At 39.6% G+C, this 20667-nt stretch carries 17 protein-coding genes; 7 read left to right on the top strand and 10 right to left on the bottom strand.

Annotated features, from left to right (window positions below; all coding sequences use genetic code 11):
• Positions 1-120 precede the first annotated feature (120 nt).
• Positions 121-1746 (bottom strand): M28 family metallopeptidase, encoded by a 1626-nt coding sequence (locus QUE46_RS08605; protein ID WP_286244432.1) that lies wholly within the window; start codon positions 1744-1746, stop codon positions 121-123.
• Between the two features lie 113 nt (positions 1747-1859).
• Between QUE46_RS08605 and QUE46_RS08600 the strand changes: the two genes are divergently transcribed.
• The 4 genes from QUE46_RS08600 to QUE46_RS08585 all read left to right on the top strand — a co-directional run bounded on the left by QUE46_RS08600 (position 1860) and on the right by QUE46_RS08585 (position 8008).
• On the top strand, positions 1860-2672 hold the full coding sequence (locus QUE46_RS08600) for a DUF3025 domain-containing protein (protein ID WP_286244431.1): 813 nt from the start codon (positions 1860-1862) through the stop codon (positions 2670-2672).
• Positions 2669-3457: an ABC transporter ATP-binding protein gene (locus QUE46_RS08595; protein ID WP_286244430.1), complete on the top strand. Its 789-nt coding sequence runs from the start codon at positions 2669-2671 to the stop codon at positions 3455-3457. Before QUE46_RS08600 ends, QUE46_RS08595 begins: the two co-directional genes overlap by 4 nt.
• Positions 3450-4658, top strand: coding sequence for an ABC transporter permease (locus QUE46_RS08590; RefSeq protein ID WP_286244428.1), 1209 nt, complete (start codon positions 3450-3452; stop codon positions 4656-4658). Before QUE46_RS08595 ends, QUE46_RS08590 begins: the two co-directional genes overlap by 8 nt.
• A 293-nt stretch (positions 4659-4951) precedes the next feature.
• Entirely contained in the window at positions 4952-8008 is a 3057-nt protein-coding gene (locus tag QUE46_RS08585) for an ATP-binding protein (protein WP_286244427.1), read from the top strand.
• A gap of 17 nt (positions 8009-8025) precedes the next feature.
• Here QUE46_RS08585 and QUE46_RS08580 read toward each other — a convergent pair whose 3' ends face one another.
• From QUE46_RS08580 to QUE46_RS08555, 6 genes are all read right to left on the bottom strand, one after another.
• On the bottom strand, positions 8026-8865 hold the full coding sequence (locus tag QUE46_RS08580; RefSeq protein ID WP_286244426.1) for a UDP-2,3-diacylglucosamine diphosphatase: 840 nt from the start codon (positions 8863-8865) through the stop codon (positions 8026-8028).
• Positions 8866-9096: 231 nt separating this feature from the next.
• Complete coding sequence (locus tag QUE46_RS08575; RefSeq protein ID WP_286244425.1) at positions 9097-10821, bottom strand: proline--tRNA ligase; 1725 nt, start codon at positions 10819-10821, stop codon at positions 9097-9099.
• Between the two features lie 90 nt (positions 10822-10911).
• Positions 10912-11616: a tRNA (N6-threonylcarbamoyladenosine(37)-N6)-methyltransferase TrmO gene (gene tsaA, locus QUE46_RS08570; RefSeq protein ID WP_286244424.1), complete on the bottom strand. Its 705-nt coding sequence runs from the start codon at positions 11614-11616 to the stop codon at positions 10912-10914.
• A gap of 200 nt (positions 11617-11816) precedes the next feature.
• The gene (locus QUE46_RS08565; protein ID WP_286244423.1) at positions 11817-12386 is read right to left on the bottom strand and encodes an outer membrane beta-barrel protein; all 570 of its coding nucleotides are present in this window, start codon (positions 12384-12386) and stop codon (positions 11817-11819) included.
• A 239-nt stretch (positions 12387-12625) separates the two neighbouring features.
• Positions 12626-13090 (bottom strand): acyl-CoA thioesterase, encoded by a 465-nt coding sequence (locus tag QUE46_RS08560; RefSeq protein WP_055014849.1) that lies wholly within the window; start codon positions 13088-13090, stop codon positions 12626-12628.
• A gap of 133 nt (positions 13091-13223) precedes the next feature.
• Positions 13224-14870, bottom strand: a complete 1647-nt coding sequence (locus QUE46_RS08555; protein ID WP_286244421.1) for an electron transfer flavoprotein-ubiquinone oxidoreductase — start codon at positions 14868-14870, stop codon at positions 13224-13226.
• Between the two features lie 206 nt (positions 14871-15076).
• Between QUE46_RS08555 and QUE46_RS08550 the strand changes: the two genes are divergently transcribed.
• Both QUE46_RS08550 and QUE46_RS08545 read left to right on the top strand, forming a co-directional pair.
• Positions 15077-15826 (top strand): electron transfer flavoprotein subunit beta/FixA family protein, encoded by a 750-nt coding sequence (locus tag QUE46_RS08550; protein WP_004586651.1) that lies wholly within the window; start codon positions 15077-15079, stop codon positions 15824-15826.
• Complete coding sequence (locus QUE46_RS08545; RefSeq protein ID WP_286244419.1) at positions 15827-16753, top strand: electron transfer flavoprotein subunit alpha/FixB family protein; 927 nt, start codon at positions 15827-15829, stop codon at positions 16751-16753.
• A 50-nt stretch (positions 16754-16803) separates the two neighbouring features.
• On the opposite strand, the gene QUE46_RS08540 is transcribed toward QUE46_RS08545, so the two are convergent.
• Both QUE46_RS08540 and asnS read right to left on the bottom strand, forming a co-directional pair.
• Complete coding sequence (locus QUE46_RS08540) at positions 16804-17736, bottom strand: PstS family phosphate ABC transporter substrate-binding protein (protein WP_286244418.1); 933 nt, start codon at positions 17734-17736, stop codon at positions 16804-16806.
• Positions 17737-17888: 152 nt separating this feature from the next.
• A complete protein-coding gene (asnS, locus tag QUE46_RS08535) occupies positions 17889-19286 on the bottom strand; it encodes an asparagine--tRNA ligase (RefSeq protein WP_286244417.1) in 1398 nt (465 codons plus the stop codon).
• 283 nt (positions 19287-19569) lie between these two features.
• On the opposite strand from asnS, the gene QUE46_RS08530 reads away from it, so the two are divergent.
• Complete coding sequence (locus QUE46_RS08530) at positions 19570-20004, top strand: ATP-binding protein (protein ID WP_286244416.1); 435 nt, start codon at positions 19570-19572, stop codon at positions 20002-20004.
• An 18-nt stretch (positions 20005-20022) separates the two neighbouring features.
• On the opposite strand, the gene QUE46_RS08525 is transcribed toward QUE46_RS08530, so the two are convergent.
• Complete coding sequence (locus tag QUE46_RS08525; protein WP_286244415.1) at positions 20023-20661, bottom strand: Vat family streptogramin A O-acetyltransferase; 639 nt, start codon at positions 20659-20661, stop codon at positions 20023-20025.
• Positions 20662-20667 lie beyond the last annotated feature (6 nt).

Raw genomic sequence — 20667 nt, 5'->3', positions numbered from 1 at the left:
TTAACTAGGACACACTGTATATGCTTTGCAAATGATAATCAATATCATTTGCATCTATTTAAATCGATAACTCAGTTTGAGTTTTTCGATGGTCAATAGCCTAAGCTTAGGCGAAATAGGTTATTTACGTTGAAACTCTGAGTTTTCGTACCACTTTGGCCATTGCGCTTGCTCAGAAATATCAAAGCCTACTTTATAAAACAATTGTAAGTCTTGTACCGCACCCGATAAATCCCACTCATCGCGGTATCTATCACATGGCTGATGGTAACAACCACGTAACACTAAGCTCATTCGCTTACGATAATTCTCTGTGTCTTCATCGGCTGCTATGGTACCACCGCCTGCATACATAGCCGGAATACCCATATTTGCAAATGCAAAGTGATCAGAGCGGTAATAACCACCTGATGATGGTTTTGGGTCGCCAGCTATGGTTCTACCTTGCTCTTTTGCGGCTTTTGCTAGTAGGTCGTCCATTTGTGACTTACCTAAACCTACTACGTTCATATCTTTTACTTTACCTAATAAGTTTAGACTATCCATGTTTATATTGGCGACTGTTTTATCTGCAGCAATAACAGGATTAGCAGCGTAATATTTAGAGCCAAGTAAGCCTTGTTCTTCTGCCGTAACAGCTAAAAATGTCATTGAGCGAGTAGGGTGCGTTGGCAGCTTAGTAAATGCCTCTGCCACCTCAATTAGCCCTGCGGTGCCCGTTGCGTTGTCGTGTGCACCATTATAAATTTGATCGCCCTTACGGGTCGTATCTGTACCTAGGTGATCCCAATGCGCAGAATAAATAACATGTTCTTCAGGTTTTTCACTACCAGGAAGGGTTGCAATAAAGTTATACGATACCGACTTTTTAATTGTATTTTTAACATTAACCGAGGCAGTTAAATTACCCATGTCAACGTTATAAGCACCTTTAGCTGCATTGGCTTTGGCAGTATCAAAATCAAGGCCCGCTTTAGCAAATAACTCTTTAGCTACATCAGTGGTAACCCAGCCTTCAACCGCAACGCGGTCCATATTGTTGTTCTCTTTTTGAAATCCAAACTGCTCACCGCTCCACGAGTTTTCAACAACCGACCACGGGTATGACGCAGGGGCTGTTTCGTGAATGATAATAGCACCGGCTGCACCTTGACGACTCGCTTCTTCGTATTTATAAGTCCAGCGGCCATAGTAGGTCATTGCATCGCCCGTAAATAACGCAGGATCTTTTGTCGCAAAGCCCGGATCGTTAACCAGCATAACCACAGTTTTACCCTTTACGTCTAACCCTTCGTAGTCGTTCCAGTTATACTCTGGTGCGTTAACACCGTAGCCTACAAATACAAGCTCTGAGTTTTCAATGCCTTCTTGTGCGCTAATACGGCTACTACCCATAACCATATCTTTTTTGTATTGGTAATCTTTACCACCAATACTTAATACCATGTCAGAGTCAGCCTCAAGTGAAACAAGCGGTACTTCTTGTAAAAAGCTATCGCCATTACCGGGTTCAAACCCTAATGCTTTAAATTGCGTAGTTAGGTAATCAAGCGTTAACTTTTCCCCTTCAGATGAAGGCGCTCGGCCGCCAAATTCGTCAGAAGCTAATACCTTAATATGTTTAGCAAGCTCATCGGCTTTAATACTGTTGTAACCATTTGTTACGTCTGTAGGGGTAATACTTGTTGTTGCACAACCGGCTAAAACCGCGCCGGCAATCAGTGTGAGAGAAAAATAACGTTTCATAGTCGCTCTATTCTTGTTCTAAGATGTGATTAGTATATTAACTTCTATTAATTAGAACCAGTTTTTGCGGTAAACTGCCCGCAAATTAACAGCATAAATTGTTAAAGGTATAAATGAAGCGCTTTACTCCGCCCGAGCAATGGCAAGTTAGTAGTTTAAAAAGCGGTGCGTTTGAGCACTTACGAACATTGTTTAATATTGATAAGCAAATAGATTGGCCAAGCCCTGATTGGTTTTCACCTTATTTAACAGCCATTAACGCTAATAATCTTCCAATTGTTTTTGAAGATGATGCCAAAGTAGATTTTGCTGAGCGTTATTATGAACAAGTTATTTTTGAAACTGGCGTTGTACCAACACGCGCAGAAAATTGGCACGACCTATTTGGCGGATTTATATGGTGTTTATTTCCAAAAACCAAGTCGCTTATTAATCATCGCCACGTACAAGAAATAGCACAACATGGCTTAAAACAACGTACTAAGCATCGTAATGCACTCACCTTGTTTGACGAATGTGGTGTGGTACTTGCCATTAGTGAGTCTAAGTGGCAAACGCTTTTAACCGAGCACCAATGGAAAACTGCATTTATTACTCACCGAGAAGAGTGGGGCAAAACAATACAACCTTTTATGTTTGGCCACGCTAATTATGAAATGCTCACAAAACCCTATATTGGTTTAACGGGTAAAGCATTATTTGTAAGTGTACCGGATGAAATATTTTGTAAAGATTTAGTTACTCAATATCAGTACCTAGACCAAGTACTTTATGAGAAGATAAAAATAGAGCATTGCTTAGCCGATAACAAACAGCTTTCTCCATTGCCATTATTAGGTGTACCAGGATGGCACGACGAAAACGTAAATGAATCGTTCTATGATAATACTGACTACTTTAGAGCTAAACGAAGGATACGAAAATGATAGAAGTCGCAGGGCTTAAAAAAAAGTTTAAGTTAACCAAGGATCATAAAAAAAATAAAGTTGATGATATAGACCCGCGTGAAGATAAAGATTTTTTTCATTCAGTAAGAGATGTCAGCTTTCAATGTGCAAAAGGTGAAGTATTAGGGCTATTAGGTCCTAACGGTGCGGGTAAAACCACCACCTTGCGTATGCTTTCTACCGCACTAAAGCCCGATGAAGGCACAATTACTATTGCCGGCAACGATATAATTAAAAAGCCGTTAGTAGGGCGCAAGTCTATTGGTTTTTTATCAGGTTCAACAGGCTTGTATGGTCGACTTACTGTAAAAGAAAATATTGAATATTTTGCAAAGCTCCATGGCATGAATAAAGAGCAAATATCGACTCGCTGCGAAGAGCTATTTACTTTGCTCGACATGCATAAATTTATTGATAAACGCGCTGAAAACCTATCTACCGGCATGAAGCAAAAAGCCAATATTGCACGCGCTGTAGTGCATCAACCAGAAGTGGTGGTACTTGATGAGCCTACTACAGGCCTTGATATCATGACTACTCAAACGGTTATCAACTTTATTAAAGGCTTAAAGGCGCAAGGCACGCCCGTTATTTTTTCTACCCACCATCTAGACGAAGTTGCTCTTTTATGTGACCGCGTAGCGGTTATTAATGAAGGCGTAAGTTGTTTTGATGGCACGCTTGCTGAATTTAAGCAGGCAGGCAATAGTGAAGAGCTAAACCAAGCGTTTATGAGCATATTAACGGAGAAACACCATGTTTGAGGTATTTAAAAAGGAATTAACAGAACTCTTACGCGATAAAAAAACCTTGTTGTTTGTAGTCGCTCTACCCGTTGCGGTGTTTCCCTTATTATTTGCCGTTATGGCGTTTATTAGCTCTCAAGCGGCACTCGATGCTGAACAAAAGGTACATACCTACGCCATTATTAATGGCGACTACGCGCCAGAGTTTACCGAAAAAGTGTTTTACCATAAAAGCTTTGAGCAATATAAAGGTGCAAAAACCTTTAATAATATTGAAGAGCTAAAAGAAGGGGTAATCGCAGGTGATATAGACATGGGTATATATTTACCCACTAATGCTAAACAAGCACTAGATGATGGCCAGCAAAGCAAGTGGCAAGTGGTATTTAATGATGCTAAGTCTATCAACTTTTTATTTCAGCGTGTAAAAGAGCTCGCCAAAGAGTACAGCGATTTATTACAAACAGAAAAATTAATAGGTTTTGGTATTGAAAAAGAGGCACATTTAGCACTTTTGACACCTATTGAAGTTGTAAAGGTTGATACCGCCGATAAGCGTGAAAACTTAGGAGAAAAACTAGGTGGCTTTTTACCGTATTTATTGATCCCTATAGTACTGATGGGCGCAACGTACCCAGCAATAGATTTAGGTGCGGGTGAAAAAGAGCGCGGTACATTAGAGACTTTACTGCTTACACCTATAACGCGTACAGAGCTTGTACTAGGCAAATTTATAACCTTACTGACAACCTCAATTGCATCAACAACTATAACTGTACTCAGTATGGGCGGATGGATAGCGGTGGCCCTTGCATTTGCAGACCTAGAAGTAATTAAAACCGCATTTAGCTCATTAGCAGTAAGCGATTTATTAATGATTTTTGTATTGTTACTGCCTATTGCCGCGATATTTTCAGCATTGGCATTAGCAATATCTATTTATGCTCGGACATTCAAAGAGGCCCAAAACTATATGGCACCTTTGAGTATGGGGGTGTTCTTTCCAATCATTGTATCAATTATGCCTAATGTAGAGCTAACAGCTAAAACTGCATTTATTCCTGTTACCAATGTAGCACTGGCAATTAAAGAAATTGTTAAAGGCACGGTTGATTACACCTTGGTAGGATTAATATTTTTAGCAACGGCTATTATAGCTGGGGCATTGCTTGCATTTTGTGTTAAATGGTTTAACCGCGAAGATGTATTATTTAGGTAGTTTAAGTTTTATAAACGGGCAAGGTATTTACCTTGCCCTTTTTGTTTTTAAACTTTTTTAAGAGTCATTTTTAGTTAGCTTACAGCTTAACGGAAAAAGTTAGTTTTAATAATTTTTAGCGTGGTATTCATTTTATATTCACACTACTTTTGAATAGTAATACTAAGTGATTGGTTTAGAGTATTTGTTCAAACTTTAATTACAATTTTTTAAGTAACTAATTATTTTTGCTTCTATTTTTTATCAAATATTCCTCTATAATCTAACCTAGAAAATAGTGAGGAGTGGGGTCAATGCTAAAAAGGAATGTATTTATAACAGCAGCAAAAGGTAATAAATTATTACTGGTTGCCATTATTGTTTTCTTGTTCATTGCATTGCCTTCGGTGTATGTGTTTGAAAAAAAAGTGCGCGCAGAGATATATAACGATGCACGTAATGAACTCAATCGTGAGCTTGAAACAAAAGCCGCGTCTTTAAAAAATCATTTAACCGATAGCATTACTGCTATTCGATTTTTAAATGCCACTCCACCTATTCAAGGTATATCTAGAGCGACCGACAACCAATTAATTGACCCACTATTACAAACTCCAATTGCTGTATGGCAAGACCGCCTTGCTGATATTTTTAGCGGGTTTATGCAAACCGACGATTCTATTTTGCAAGCTCGTTACATTATGCTTGCTGAAAATGGCCAAGAAATAGTACGTGTAGATCGCATGTTAGGCGATATTATTAGGTTAGAGGGTTCGCAACTGCAAAAAAAGGGCGAGCGAGACTACGTACTTAAAGCCAGTATGCTTGATGAAAAAAGTGTGTATATATCGCCCATTAACTACAACCGCGAAAATGGCGAAATACAAAAACCCTTAGTAAGTACATACCGCGTAGCTAAGCCTGTTTTTGATCATCTAAAACAAGTGTTTGCCATTTTAGTGACAAATTATTCTGCAGATAAACTATTTGAAAGTTTAACGTTTGAACTTCCACCTGGGATTAATATTTATTTACTTAATAATGAAAGCGAGTTTTTATACCACCCAAACCCTGATTTACGGTTTGGCTTTGAATTTAACCAAGCCAAAACCTGGAGCGATGAATTTAGCCCCACACAAAACATGAACTCTCACGAAACCTTGTTAATTGGGGATACCCCAAAACAGTATTTTTTAAATAAACGGGTAAGTTTTGAAGGCGATATTGCCATGTTGCCATTAGAAATGGCCGTTTCTATTGACTCAGAAACATTAATTGAGCGCGTTGCCAAAAGGCGAGAAAGCTTTATTACTATAATAGCGTCGTTTTTTACCATATTTATTATTATTACGCTGTTATATCAGCGCTATATTAACCGCAAGCTGCTCATACACTCTTTAACAGAGCAAAATAATAAAGTGATTGAAAATTCACTCGACGCTATTTTTACCATAGACAGTGATGAAACCATCATTCATTGTAATCAAACGGCTAATAAGGTGTTTGGTACTAGGCTAGCTAATGAAAATACTCGCTTTAGTAACTTATTTACCCTTGCAGATGAAGATAAAGATTGTATAGCTGAAACTATAAAGCATGGCTCTAAAATGCCATTTGAAGCGGTTTATGCTGGTGATGATGGCAATAAAGAATACTATTCAATCACGCTGACCAGCGTATTTGATGTATTTAGCAATCGATATCAGGTTGCTGCTATTTTGCGTAATATCAGCTCGTTAAAGCATACTCAATCACAGTTACAGGGTTTAAATAGCACGTTAGAGTTAAAGGTATCTCAGCGTACTGTTGAACTTGAGCGAGCGATTGACCAAGCCCTTGCCGCAAGCCAAGCAAAAAGTGACTTTGTAGCCAATATTTCCCACGAAATACGCACACCAATGAACGGTGTTTTAGGCATGCTTGAAATGCTTAAAGAAGACAGCCTCACTGAGCAACAGCAACATTATTTAAAATTAGCTAATAGCAGTGCGCACTCGTTAATGAATTTAATTAACGATATTTTAGATTTTTCTAAAATTGAAGCGGGCAAGCTAGATATTGATAATCACTCGTTTGATGTTATCTCTGTCTGTAGCGATATGATTAATTCAATTGCGCTGCAGGGCCAACGTAAAGGGTTAGAGGTCTTTTTAAATACCCAAAACGTGGTTGATAGAATGGTTATTGGTGACAGCCATCGCCTTAAGCAAATTTTAATTAATTTAATAAATAATGCCTTTAAGTTTACCCATAAAGGCGAGGTAAGTTTAACCTTAAACTCTAAATACATTACCGACAGTAAAATTTTAATGAGCTTTATAATTAAAGACACCGGTATTGGTATTGCCCCTGAAAACATCGATAAACTGTTCGATGTGTTTACCCAAGAAGATTCAAGCACAACGCGCCATTTTGGTGGCACCGGTTTAGGGTTATCTATATGTAAAAAACTGGCGCAATTAATGGGCGGAAATATCACTGTTACGAGTGAAAAGGGCGTAGGTAGTACATTTGTTGCAACGGTTGAGTTACATGTTGCGCAACAGCAAAAACTAAATACCGGCATTGAACTTTCAAAAGAGGTCAGTGTAGCGGCGCTTATTGCGCGTGATAACGTATTTAAAAATGTATGTGGATTATTAACTCAGACTTGTAAAATTCAGCCAAGTCACATTACTAGGCTCGACTATTTTAGTGAACATAGCGAATTTGACGCCGATTTATTGATCATTGATGACGAACATCCACAAGTTAATGCACTAATAAGTTACTGTGAAAAGGCCGATAAAAAATATGTGCTTATATTGCGAGACATGGTTGTTAATAAGCAATCTAAAAAGGTGTTTCCTGAGAATAGCCACATTTTGCACAAACCACTCACGCAAGATCAGTTTACCTACAAGCTAGGAAGTATTTTTGGCGCTAATAACGAGTTTGTTTTAACCGCACCTAAACAAGCAAATGACATAGAGCCAGAGCCTGAGTTGTCTAAATATCATGTATTACTGGTTGATGACAATATGATTAATATTGAGGTAGCTAAAGCTATTTTAAAACGCACAGGAATAAAAATCACCTGTGCCAGTGATGGTATAGAAGCACTCTCAGCCCTTAAATTTAATCAAGAGCAACCCTTTGACTTAATTTTAATGGACTGTCAAATGCCTAACCTTGATGGCTACGATACCACCAGCGAAATACGAAATGCTAAAGCGGGAGTCGAGTATATAAGCATCCCAATTATTGCTATGACAGCAAGTGCAATGGAAGGCGATAGAGAGCGCTGTATTACCGCTGGCATGAACGACTACATTACTAAACCAATTAAGCCTAAAACACTTAAAAATAGGCTGTTAACCTGGTTAAACTAAATGCGCTAAGTCAGCAGTTACGCTGCTGACTTACTTGGCTTAGAACCCGTTTGAATAGGTTTAACTAAGCTGGTTACATCGGCTGTATCAAGTACTTTTTGTGTATCAGACCAATGCAACAGCTCTATTTTCCCGTTTGATTGCTCCACTAATGCGGTACAGCTTTCAATCCAATCACCGTCATTACAATATACAATGCCATCTACCACTTTAATTTTAGGGTGATGGATGTGTCCGCAAATAATCCCATCGACCTTTTGCTTTTTTGCCTCATGGATAGCGGCATCTTCAAAGGCTGCAATGGCTTCACGGGCTTTATGTACGCGTGCTTTTATCCACGACGCAAGTGACCAGTAATTACCGCCAAACACTTTACGAACTCGGTTAGTCCAACGATTTAAAAATAGCAGTAAATCGTAACCTGCATCGCCTGCAATACTAATGAGCTTGTTGTAGCGGGTTGCCGAGTCAAAGTCATCACCGTGAAGCAGTAAAAAGCGCTTATTGGCTTTAGTGGTATGGATATACTGCTGGTGGACTTCTACACCAAATAGGGTTTGATTTATGTAATGGCGAAAGGTCTCGTCGTGGTTACCAGGAATGTATATTACACGGGTGCCATCAAGGGCTTTTTGTTGTATACAGCTAAGCACTTGGTAATGAGAGGGATGCCAATAAAAACTGCGCTTCATCGACCACAAATCAACTATATCACCCACTAAATAAAGCGTATCGCATTCAATTGAGTTTAAAAAATCTAACAAATAGTCAGCTCTACAGTCTTTATAGCCTAAGTGCACATCCGAAATCCAAACGGCTGGATAATGTTGTTTTTTACGCTGTTGATTGTTTGTCATACCCTTCATCCATAGTGTAATAATTAAACACTGTAGATAAATCTAATGACACTTATGAGACACTTTAACGAAGCCTCTATGACAATTTATAACAAGCCAGCTAATTAAAAGTTTTTTGTAATGGGAGGGAGGTTAGGTGATCAGCTTTTATATACATTACTATTAACCGCGCATAAAAAAGGCTGCATTATTAAATGCAGCCTTATAGGTTTGTATAAAGCGTGGGTGTTATTAGCCTTTAACAGCCGCTTTAATAGTCTCTATTGCGGTGTCTAAATCAACCATTAACTTTTCACCGGTACGGCGATTTTTAAGCTCAACCTTGTTTTCATCTAGGTTACGCTCACCAATCACTAAAGTATAAGGTACACCCATTAATTCCATGTCGTTAAACATAACGCCAGGGCGCTCTTTACGGTCATCAAATAAAACATCTAGGCCTGCTTCTTTTAAACCTTGGTATAGATTATTAGCAATATCAGGAATACGATGCGACTTATGCATGTTCATTGGCACAATAGCTAAATCAAATGGGGCAATAGATTGTGGCCAAATAATACCGTAATCATCATTATTTTGCTCAATAGCCGCTGCCACAATGCGCGAAACACCAATACCATAACAACCCATAGTCATTACTTGGTTTTTACCCGACTCGCTCAATACGCCTGCTTTCATGGCTTCTGAGTACTTAGTACCAAGTTGGAAAATATGACCAACTTCAATACCGCGTTTAATTTGTAAAGTACCTTGTCCACACGGGCTCGGATCGCCTTCAACAATGTTGCGAATATCAGCAACTTGATATTCTTTAACATCGCGATCCCAGTTAATTCCGCTAAAGTGCTCGTCATCTTTATTGGCACCGGCAACAAAATCTGCCATTACGTTAGCGGTTCTGTCTACAATAATTGGCATTGTTAAACCTACAGGGCCAAGTGAACCTGGCTTTGCACCAATTGCTGCAACTATGTCTGCCTCAGTGGCCATTTCAAGAGGTGAGTCAACAAGTGGGTGCTTTTCGGCTTTTAATTCGTTTAACTCGTGATCGCCACGCAGTACAAGCGCAACTAAACCACGTTGTTCGTTTTCATCTGGAGTACCGTACACAATTAATGTTTTAACACCGCGGTGTGGTTTAACGCCGTAGTGCTTTTTAAGCTCGCTAATTGTTTTAGCATCCGGTGTAGGAAACGCTTTAAGCTCTTTAGATGGCTCAGGGCGGCTCTGTGTTGGTGCTAACGCTTCTGCTTTTTCGATATTTGCTGCGTAATCGCTTGCATCACTAAAGGCAATTGCGTCTTCACCCGATTCAGCTAGTACATGAAACTCATGCGATAAGCTACCACCAATAGAGCCTGTGTCAGCAAGCACAGGGCGGTATTCAAGGTTTAAACGTTCAAAAATATTACAATATGCTTTGTGGATTGCTTGATAAGTAGCATCTAAACACGCTTCACTTAAGTGAAATGAATACGCATCTTTCATTGTAAATTCACGTGCGCGCATTACGCCAAAGCGTGGGCGTCTTTCATCACGTACTTTAGTTTGCACTTGGTACAAAGTAATTGGTAATTGTTTATAGCTGCTAATTTCTTTACGAACAAAATCCGTAATCACTTCTTCATGGGTAGGGCCAAGCGCAAACTCACGATTATGACGGTCGTTAAAGCGAACAAGTTCAGGGCCAAATTGCTCCCAACGGCCAGACTCTTGCCATAAATCAGCAGGTTGAATAACTGGCATCAACATTTCTATTGCGCCTGCTTTGTCCATTTCTTCACGAACAATATTTTCTACTTTACGAAGCACACGTAAACCAGAGGGTAACCATGTATATAAACCCGAAGCGACGCGACGGATCATACCGGCTCTAAGCATTAATTGATGCGAAACAATTTCAGCATCTGATGGCGTTTCTTTAAGTGTTGCGAGTATATATTGACTGGTACGCATGATTTTTCCGAAATAAAGTAATATGTTCTTTTTAATAGGGCGCTAAGTTTACCAGCGCTTGCTTTTACACTAAAGCGCTAACTGCACTTTTTAGCTATTTTCTATACTTGTTACTAAGTTATGCTCGCCGTTAACCTGCCAGCGTATATTAAAATCATACAATGTCATGCCGTAGCTTTGCTCGCCTTGTTTTTGTTTTTTATAAGCGGGTCGTGGGTCTTGTTTTAATACATTAGCTATAAAGTCTTTAAGGTCAGGGTAGTGGGTTTGCCTAGCAATAAACTCTGTTACTTCAGGGCTAAACTCAACACTCATTTGTGTTTCTGGGCGCGTATCGGCAAAGCCTGCACTGGCGTCGAGCATTGCATCTGAATAAGGTAAGTAAGGTTTTATATCGACAATAGGCGTGCCATCGAGCAAATCAATACCAGCAAGCAGTAAACTAAGTTGGCCGTTTTTATACTCAACACCTTCAAGTTTTACGGCGCTCATACCGATAGCATTGGGTCTAAATGTGGCGCGCGTTGCAAACACGCCTTTACGCTCATTGCCGCCTAAACGTGGAGGGCGTACCATAGCTGAATAGCCTTTATCGGCGGTTTCATGAAACCTAAACAATAGCCAAATATGGCTAAATTCTTCAATGCCACGAACAAATTCTTCACGATTAAACTCAGCAGTAAAAATAAGTTTGGCTTTAGCTTGCGGCACTAAACGTGGTTGCCTAGGAATTGCAAACTTTTGTTTATAAGGGGATTGAATGTGGCCAATAGCCGAAATGCTATAATCGCTCATAATGCTCAGTTATCTTAAAAATAGGGCGCTATTCTACCTCTATTTAGTATTTATAACAGTACACATAGTTCGTTATATTTTAGACTAACTGGTTTAATTGTTATTTAGACTGATAGGTTTAAAATTCGTACTAATTAATGTAAATATGCAAGCAACAAAAAGGTGAGCACATGGCTCACCCTTAAGTGGTTTAAAAACTATTAAAACATGTATTGAATAGATACTGATGCAACATCCATTTCTGGGTCAATCTCATCATCTAATTCGTAACGTTCGTACTCTAAGCGCATTTGAACATTGCTAGAAAACGCGTATTGAATACCAGCGCCGTAAAATACATCGCCACCGTCTTGTGATGCTGAAATGCTGCCAACAGGAAGCTCTTGCTCTACATCTGCATCCCATTCAAACCAACCACCTTTAGCATATACAGAAAAGCTTTCAGAAAGCGGAGCCGCTAAAATAGCTGCTAATGACACACCATCAACTTCTGCTTTGCTGTCGATGTCGCTCACTTCATCAAAATTTTGATAAGCTAGCTCAACACTAAAGTGTTCGTTAAATTGTGTACCAATGTAACCTTTTAACATTTGTGCATCGTCATCAAATTTAGTGTCGTTTTCGCTGTCTTCAAATTCAAATGAGTATTGGCCATAACCAACACCTGTATAAATGCGAGGAGAATCAAAATCCGTAATGTCAGCGTGTGCTGCAGAGTTAAAACCCAGTGTTGCTAAAGCAATTGCAGAAAGAGAAAGTGTTTTAATCATTGTATAGCTCCTTTAAAAAAATAATAAATGTTTGATTTAACTTATCAAACGACAATTAGTTAATTGCAGTGAGCATGCCAATATAATATATGGTTACAAAATAGCCGTAAAAACGACTTGTACGGCATTTTTACGGCTATTTTGTATTTTTTATAAGCAGATTGAACTTTTTTAGTTTTTTGTTTTCTAAATAAAGGTTGTACCTTTTACATGGTCTATGTGAATTTTACATTGTACTTTTATACTTTATGGAGCAAATTTTCTGTCTCAATTGCAATTTGTTTCATTTTAATTGCGTAGTTTTCTAATTTTTTATCTTCATCTGTTACTGCTTTAAATGCAGGTACTTCTACCGGGTAACCTGTTTCGTCCATTGCTACAAAGCTAATAACACAGTGGTTTGTCTCTACCATGTTTTGTGTTTTAGGATCGCCACAGCGTACCTGAATAAATATTTGCATACTTGTTGAGCCTGTATGTGCAATTTTTGCTTCTACTTCGACAATTTGGCCAACTAAAATAGGGCGTCTAAATTTAACCCCCGCAACAGAAACAGTAACGCAATAATGGCCACTCCAACCAGCAGCACACGCATAGCCTGCTTGGTCAATCCACTTCATGACCACTCCACCATGAACCTTCCCACCAAAATTTACATCGGTAGGCTCTGCTAAAAATCGAAATACAACATTTGACGACGGCATATCAATCACTCACTTTATGAAACTTACCTATGAGCATACCGCAAAAAAGGGGCCGAAGCCCCTGCAATTTAGGATAGGTTTATAATTTATATGTAAAAGATACGTTTTTAATGCACCTTTGTGCATAAAATAGTTACATATTGGGGTAGTTGGGCCCACCAGCACCTTCGGGTGTTACCCAAGTAATATTTTGGCTCGGGTCTTTAATATCACAGGTTTTACAGTGCACACAGTTTTGTGCATTGATCACAAACTGATTTTCACCTTCAATTTCTTGCACTTCGTACACACCAGCTGGGCAGTAACGCTGCGCGGGTTCATCAAATTTAACTAAGTTCACAGAAATAGGAATGGCGGGATCTTTAAGTTTTAAATGGCAAGGTTGCGACTCTTCATGGTTAGTATTAGATAAAAATACACTAGAGAGTTTATCAAAACTAAGTAGACCATCAGGCTTAGGGTAGTCAATTTTAGTGCTTGAAGCAGCATCTTTTAACGTATCGTAATCGGGGGTGTTGTCTTTAAAGGTAAAGGGCAGTGCACCGTTGAAGATATTTTGATCAAGGGTATTATACGCACCGCCTATAAACTTACCTAAAGTGTGCATGGCAGGGCCAAAGTTACGCGATTGGTAAAGCTCCTTATATGCCCATGAATTTTCAAATGCGTTTTTATAGTCAGTTAAATCAGTATTTGCTTGGCCATTTTGGAGCGCTTTAAAAATAACTTCTGCCGCAACCATACCTGACTTCATGGCGGTATGGTTACCTTTAATTTTAGCAAAATTGAGCGTACCTGCATCACAGCCTATTAGTAGGCCACCGGCAAAATGCATTTTAGGTAGCGAGTGAAGACCGCCTTTTGCAATAGCACGGGCACCATAGGCAATGCGCTCGCCCCCTTCAAGGGTTTGCTTAAAAATAGGGTGCTGTTTCATTCGCTGAAACTCATCAAACGGGCTTAAATGCGGGTTTGAATAATTTAAATCAACAATTAACCCTACAACTACTTGATTGTTATCGCAGTGATACATAAAAGAGCCACCATTGGTATCGCCACTCAGTGGCCATCCTGTACCGTGAACTACTTTACCTTGTTGATGTTTACTAGGATCAATTTGCCAAATTTCTTTAAAACCTAGGCCATAGTGCTGTGGTGACACATCTTTATCAAGGGCAAACTCATTAATAAGTTGCTTGCCTAAATGGCCGCGACACCCCTCCGCAAATACAGTGTATTTAGCGCGAAGTTCCATACCAGGCATATAACCATCTTTTTCATTGCCGTCTTTATCAACGCCCATATCGCCCGTAATAATGCCTTTAACGGTGTTTTGCTCAATAATTAAAGAGTGAGCGCTAAAACCTGGGAATATTTCAACGCCTAAATTTTCAGCTTGCTCGGCAAGCCATCGGCACACATTGCCCATCGAAACTATATAGTTGCCTTCATTATGAAATGTTTTAGGGGTAGCAAAGCGAGGAAGAGTAGTGGCTTTTTCGCTGTTATTAAACCAATAAATTTCATCCTGCGTAACTTGTGTGGCCACAGGAGCGCCAAGCTCTTGCCAGTTAGGCAAAAGCTCATCTAAGGCCTTGGTTTCAAATACCGCGCCTGAAAGAATATGCGCGCCTACCTCTGAGCCTTTTTCTACCACACAGATAGTTTGTTCTTGTTGTTTTTCTTGCGCTAGCTGTGCGAGCTTAATTGCACTGGCAAGGCCCGCGGGGCCTGCACCTACAATAACTACATCAAATTCCATGGTTTCACGTTCGACCATAATAACCTCTTAATCAATGACGGGCTTAGCTAAATTAGATAAGCAATGCAGCCTTTTTAATACTTGCACATTAAATGTTACAGGCTGTGAATACTTTAAGGTTATTTTAGGTTGACGTTTACGTCAACAGGAAGTAGTCTGAATTCATAAAATAAATAGGTTGACGTACACGTTAGCTTGTAGGTTTAAATATAGATGGAGTTCCTATGAAAGTTCTCGTTCCAATAAAAAGAGTGATCGATTACAACGTTAAAGCACGCGTAAAGGCTGACAACAGCGACGTTGACTTAGCAAATGTAAAAATGGCAATGAACCCATTTTGTGAAATTGCGATAGAAGAAGCCATTCGATTAAAAGAAGCGGGCACAGCAACCGAGGTTATAGCGGTAACAATTGGTGCAAAAGCAGCGCAAGAGCAGCTTCGCACCGCACTGGCATTAGGTGCAGATAAAGCCATACACATCGAAACCGATGAAAAACTAGAATCGCTACACATTGCTAAATTATTAGCTAAGTTGGTTGAGCAAGAAGCCCCTGAACTAGTTATTTTAGGCAAACAATCTATTGACTCCGACAACAACCAAACAGGCCAAATGCTAGCGGCTTTAACCAAGCGCGGCCAAGGTACATTTGCCTCTAAAGTGGATATAAACGGCAATACAGTTAATGTAACCCGTGAAGTAGATGGTGGCTTACAAACAGTTGCTCTTAAATTGCCCGCTATTGTAACCACCGATTTACGCTTAAACGAGCCTCGCTATGCATCGCTGCCAAATATAATGAAAGCAAAGCGTAAACCACTTGATGTAATAGCAGCAGATTCGTTAGGTGTTGATTTAACACCCCGCGTACAGTTAATAAAAGTAGAAGAGCCGGCTAAGCGCAGTGGCGGTATTATTGTGGAAGATGTAGCCCAGCTGGTAGAGAAACTTAAAACAGAGGCAAAGGTGATTTAAATGAAAACACTTGTAATTGCAGAGCACGATAACGGTGCACTAAAACCAGAAACCTCAAAAACAATCAATGCGGCAAGTAAATTAGGCTTTGATATAGATGTACTTATAGCGGGTTTAAATGTAGGTACAATGAGCGAAGAGGTTGCCAGTATTGAAGGTGTTACAACAGTGCTGATCGCCGATAATGCACTTTATCAACATCAGTTAGCTGAAAATATGGCCGAGCTTGTTTTAACTATTGCTGATAATTATACGCATATTATTGCCAGTGCAACTACCACAGGTAAAAACTTTATGCCTCGCGTTGCAGCGCTTTTAGATGTAGCGCAAGTGTCGGAAATAATAGAAGTAATAGATAGCGATACATTTAAACGCCCCATATACGCTGGTAATGCAATTGCCACGGTTAAATCGCTTGATAGTAAAAAAGTGATCACCGTACGAGCGAGTAGTTTTGACTTACAAAGCCAACAATCACCTGCAAGCATAAATGCGTTAGAAGCGCTCAGTGATACTCAATTGAGTGACTTTGTAAGTGTAGAGCAAACCGAGTCGGAACGTCCTGAGCTAACTGCTGCAGAGGTGGTTATATCAGGTGGCCGCGGCATGCAAAATGGAGAAAACTTTACTTTATTAAACGGTATTGCTGACAAGCTGGGCGCAGCGGTTGGTGCGTCTCGTGCAGCGGTTGATGCAGGCTTTGTACCGAACGATATGCAAGTAGGTCAAACGGGTAAAATTGTTGCGCCTAATCTGTATATTGCCGTTGGCATAAGTGGTGCTATTCAGCATTTAGCAGGCATGAAAGACTCAAAAGTTATTGTAGCGATTAATAAAGACCCAGACGCGCCTATATTTCAGGTGGCAGATTACGGGTTGGTTGCTGACTTATTTGAGGTGCTACCGCAGCTTGAAAACGCGCTATAAACATATTCTGGTTGTAAAGCCGCGGTGAACTTAGGTTCCTGCGGCTTTTTTTATTCAGTCTCAACCATAGAATAATGATGCGCTGACAAAGTATTTAAAACACGGTTATCTTTTAATAGATTGAGCAACACTTCAGTTTGTTCTACAGAGCGGCTCGATTGGCTATTTACCAGTAAAATTAGAGGGCGAACAAACGTATATTCACCATTTTTAATCGTTTCATCTGAAACGTGAACACCATCGATACCAAGTAAATTTATTTTATTTATTTTTTTAGAGCCCTGCAGTTGCGAGATTGCTCCGAAAGAGTCAAAAGCAATAGCATTGGGCATACGTTGTACTATGCCAAGTGCTTGATTGAATTCGTCATACATTTGCACTTCCATTTTTGGAAACAAGCCGCGGTTACCTGCAGGTTTTAGCTTAATCGTATTACCATTAGGAACACGCATAAAAGTCAGGTTTAAAAACTCTAATAAAATATCAAATGTGCCGTGGTTATAGGCCTTACTAAACAGGAGAATTTTATTATCTCTTTGTGTCTCTGGTTTATAATTTGGGTTAACTTCTTGCCACGTTTTATATTTACCCGAATAAATGTCGCTGAGCTGCTCTACACTTAGCGAATTAATGTTATTTTTTTTGTTAGTAAAAAATACCAGCGCGTCTTGCGCAATAACAATTTGGCGTACATGAGGGTATTGCTCTTGCTCTGCATTGGTTAAGTAGCGCGATGCTGTACCAACATCAATAATGTTTTGCGCTATTGCTTTAATGCCCTTGGTGCTACCCATAGAGCGGACTTGCATGGCGGTATTAGTTTGTTTTTCATAGTTAGGCTTTAAAATATGCAAAAGGTGTGAGACCGAAGAAGAACCACCTATAAGTAAAGGCTTGTGCTCGGGTTCAATATTAGAAACTGATGTTGCAATATTAGATGAGGAAAGCAGTACGGTGGCTGCCAAAATAAGGTTTTTTATCATGCTGTTAGCCAAATAACGAATGTGTTATAAAAACTATAGCTGAAAATTTATAAATCTCTAATTTATAAACAATACTTTAAAGCAATCAATAAAGTTCAACAGGCATTAAAAAAGCCAGCAACTAAGCTGGCTTTTAAAATCAATCAATTTGATTAGTACGTTGCGCTACCTTTAGTGCGAGGGAAGGCAATCACATCACGTACGTTGCCCATACCTGTAACATAAGCAACTAGGCGTTCAAAACCTAAACCAAAGCCAGAGTGTGGTACGCTACCGTATTTACGTAAATCGCGGTACCAGCTGTAATCTTCTTTGTTTAAGCCCATTTCATCTAAACGGGCGTCAAGCACATCAAGACGCTCTTCACGTTGTGAACCACCAATAATTTCACCAATGCCTGGCGCTACAACGTCCATAGCGGCAACGGTTTTACCGTCTTCGTTTTGGCGCATGTAAAACGCTTTTATATCGCGCGGGTAGTTTTTAATAACAACCGGTGCTTTAAAGTGCTCTTCTGCTAAGTAGCGCTCGTGCTCAGACTGTAAATCTACACCCCATTCAACAGCGTACTCAAATTTCTTTCCACACGCTTTAAGAATTTCTACAGCGTCAGTGTAATCAACTTGAGCAAAGTCTTTTTCTACAAACTCTTCTAAACGGCTAATGGCTGTTTTTTCGATACGTTGTGCAAAAAATTCCATATCGTCACGGCGCTCTTCAAGTACCGCTTTAAATACATACTTAAGCATGTTTTCAGCAAGTTTTGCAATATCTTCTAAATCAGCAAATGCTACTTCAGGTTCAACCATCCAAAACTCAGCTAAGTGGCGAGACGTGTTTGAGTTTTCTGCACGGAATGTTGGGCCAAAGGTGTAAATTTTTGACATAGCCGATGCATACGTTTCGCCATTTAATTGGCCAGATACCGTTAAAAAGGCTTCTTTACCAAAAAAGTCTTCGCTGTAATCAACGTCGCCTTTATCAGTGCGTGGCAAGTTTTGCATATCAAGTGTTGATACGCGGAACATTTCACCTGCGCCTTCACAGTCACTGGCTGTGATGATTGGTGTGCTGATCCAATAAAAGCCTTGCTCGTGGTAAAAACGGTGAATAGCTTGTGCTAAACAGTTACGCACACGTGTTACAGCACCTATCATATTTGTACGAGGGCGAAGGTGAGCGTGCTCACGTAAATACTCAATGCTGTGGCGCTTAGCCGCCATAGGGTACGAATCTGGGTTTTCTACCCAACCTAAAACTGTGACAGAATTAGCTTGAATTTCAAATGACTGACCTTTACCTGCAGATTGTACTAACACACCAGTAACCGACACAGAACAACCGGCTGTTAAGCTAGTAACTTCATCATAATTATTTAGTGAATTAGGAACTACCGCTTGAATAGGATCAAAACACGAACCGTCATGAACGGCTAAAAATGATATTCCTGCTTTTGAATCGCGGCGTGTACGGATCCAGCCTTTTACTGTCACTTGGCTGTCTACCGCAACATTGCCTTTTAATAGCTCTGAAATCGCTAAATGGCTCATCTTCACTCCAATGATATAAGTTGCCTAACTGTATAATATTAACTATTCAACGCTATGGTTAAATTTAGCGCGTTGAACTTGAACCGTGTATCTTACCTAGTTAAATAAAATAAAAAAACTATTGTGAGCAACTCTTTAAAAGTTTTTATGCAAGTGGGTTACTTTTAAAGCGTTTTTTGCTTTAAATTACCACTATTATCATTTGATGCTCTGAAATTTAGTGATTTTATGGCATTATTAAACTATTCGTACAAACGTTTACCATTACCTAAAAATGGATGCTATGAAACAAGTTTTTATTTTAAGAGGGCTACCAGGAAGTGGTAAGTCTTACTATGCACAAACCCTAGCAGATGAGCTAGGTGGAGTAGATACAAGCCAGTATTTAATTTGCTCAACTGATGACTACTTTGTTAATGAACAAGGCGAGTATCACTTTGATAAATTTAAGCTACCGCAATATCATAATTTAAATTTAGCGCGCTTTATTAATGCTTTAGCGCAAAATATACCGCTTGTAATTGTTGATAACACCAATATAAAAAAGTGGGAGTTTATTGCGTACTCTCAAGCAGCACATGCACTTGGCTATCAAGTAAAAGAAGTTATTGTTGGTGAAGTAAGAGACAAATCCATGCAGCATCTATACGCTAAGCGCAACACGCATAACGTGCCTTTAAAAACCATTAGTAAAATGGCGTACATGTTTGAGTGGTAGGTAAGTGTTACTTATGGGTTATTTAAGCTTTACTAAAGCGTTTAAATCACACTGAGTAATGGCATCTAGATGAGCAGTGATTCTTTCATTGCTCCAATCCCACCAAGCTATATCTAATAACGTATTTATTGTGTTGCTATCAAACCTGTGCTTAATTACTTTTGCCGGATTACCACCTACCACGCTATAAGCGGGTACATCGCAGGTAACTACTGATTTACTTGCAATAATAGAACCACTGCCAATATTTACCCCAGGCATTATGGTTGCGTCATAGCCAATCCATACATCGTGACCGATAACCGTATCGCCTTTAAAGGGTAACTCGCCAGCTTGTGGGGCCGATTTTTCCCAGCCGTTGCCAAATATAAAAAATGGATAAGTAGAAAACCCCGCTGTTTGATGATTAGCGCCGTTCATTATAAAGGTTACGTTTTTAGCTATGGCGCAAAATTTGCCAATAATGAGGCGGTCTCCAATAAAATCGAAATGGTAAAGGACATTTTTTTCGAAGTTTTCAGGGCCATCAGGATCGTCGTAATAGGTATAATCACCCACAACTATATTAGGCGAGGTAATAAAGTTTTTTAAAAAACCAACCTGAGGAAAGCCCTCAACAGGGGCTGGGTTATTTGGATTAGGACCCTGTTTAGGCATAGCTAC

This window comes from Pseudoalteromonas sp. MM1 (assembly GCF_030296835.1).
Taxonomy (GTDB): Bacteria; Pseudomonadota; Gammaproteobacteria; order Enterobacterales; family Alteromonadaceae; genus Pseudoalteromonas.
Note: the sequence above shows the minus strand (reverse complement) of the source record. Positions and strands in the feature narration are given on the sequence as shown.

Bases quoted from the DNA above. Each gene is read 5' to 3' on its own strand.
- QUE46_RS08595 (WP_286244430.1), top strand. From the start codon at position 2,669: ATGATAGAAGTCGCAGGGCTTAAAAAAAAGTTTAAGTTAACCAAGGAT.
- QUE46_RS08560 (WP_055014849.1), bottom strand. From the start codon at position 13,090: ATGCCGTCGTCAAATGTTGTATTTCGATTTTTAGCAGAGCCTACCGAT.
- QUE46_RS08545 (WP_286244419.1), top strand. From the start codon at position 15,827: ATGAAAACACTTGTAATTGCAGAGCACGATAACGGTGCACTAAAACCA.
- QUE46_RS08600 (WP_286244431.1), top strand. From the start codon at position 1,860: ATGAAGCGCTTTACTCCGCCCGAGCAATGGCAAGTTAGTAGTTTAAAA.
- QUE46_RS08530 (WP_286244416.1), top strand. From the start codon at position 19,570: ATGAAACAAGTTTTTATTTTAAGAGGGCTACCAGGAAGTGGTAAGTCT.
- QUE46_RS08540 (WP_286244418.1), bottom strand. From the start codon at position 17,736: ATGATAAAAAACCTTATTTTGGCAGCCACCGTACTGCTTTCCTCATCT.
- QUE46_RS08525 (WP_286244415.1), bottom strand. From the start codon at position 20,661: ATGCCTAAACAGGGTCCTAATCCAAATAACCCAGCCCCTGTTGAGGGC.
- QUE46_RS08590 (WP_286244428.1), top strand. From the start codon at position 3,450: ATGTTTGAGGTATTTAAAAAGGAATTAACAGAACTCTTACGCGATAAA.
- tsaA (WP_286244424.1), bottom strand. From the start codon at position 11,616: ATGAGCGATTATAGCATTTCGGCTATTGGCCACATTCAATCCCCTTAT.
- QUE46_RS08605 (WP_286244432.1), bottom strand. From the start codon at position 1,746: ATGAAACGTTATTTTTCTCTCACACTGATTGCCGGCGCGGTTTTAGCC.
- QUE46_RS08565 (WP_286244423.1), bottom strand. From the start codon at position 12,386: ATGATTAAAACACTTTCTCTTTCTGCAATTGCTTTAGCAACACTGGGT.
- asnS (WP_286244417.1), bottom strand. From the start codon at position 19,286: ATGAGCCATTTAGCGATTTCAGAGCTATTAAAAGGCAATGTTGCGGTA.
- QUE46_RS08550 (WP_004586651.1), top strand. From the start codon at position 15,077: ATGAAAGTTCTCGTTCCAATAAAAAGAGTGATCGATTACAACGTTAAA.
- QUE46_RS08575 (WP_286244425.1), bottom strand. From the start codon at position 10,821: ATGCGTACCAGTCAATATATACTCGCAACACTTAAAGAAACGCCATCA.
- QUE46_RS08555 (WP_286244421.1), bottom strand. From the start codon at position 14,870: ATGGTCGAACGTGAAACCATGGAATTTGATGTAGTTATTGTAGGTGCA.
- QUE46_RS08580 (WP_286244426.1), bottom strand. From the start codon at position 8,865: ATGACAAACAATCAACAGCGTAAAAAACAACATTATCCAGCCGTTTGG.
- QUE46_RS08585 (WP_286244427.1), top strand. From the start codon at position 4,952: ATGCTAAAAAGGAATGTATTTATAACAGCAGCAAAAGGTAATAAATTA.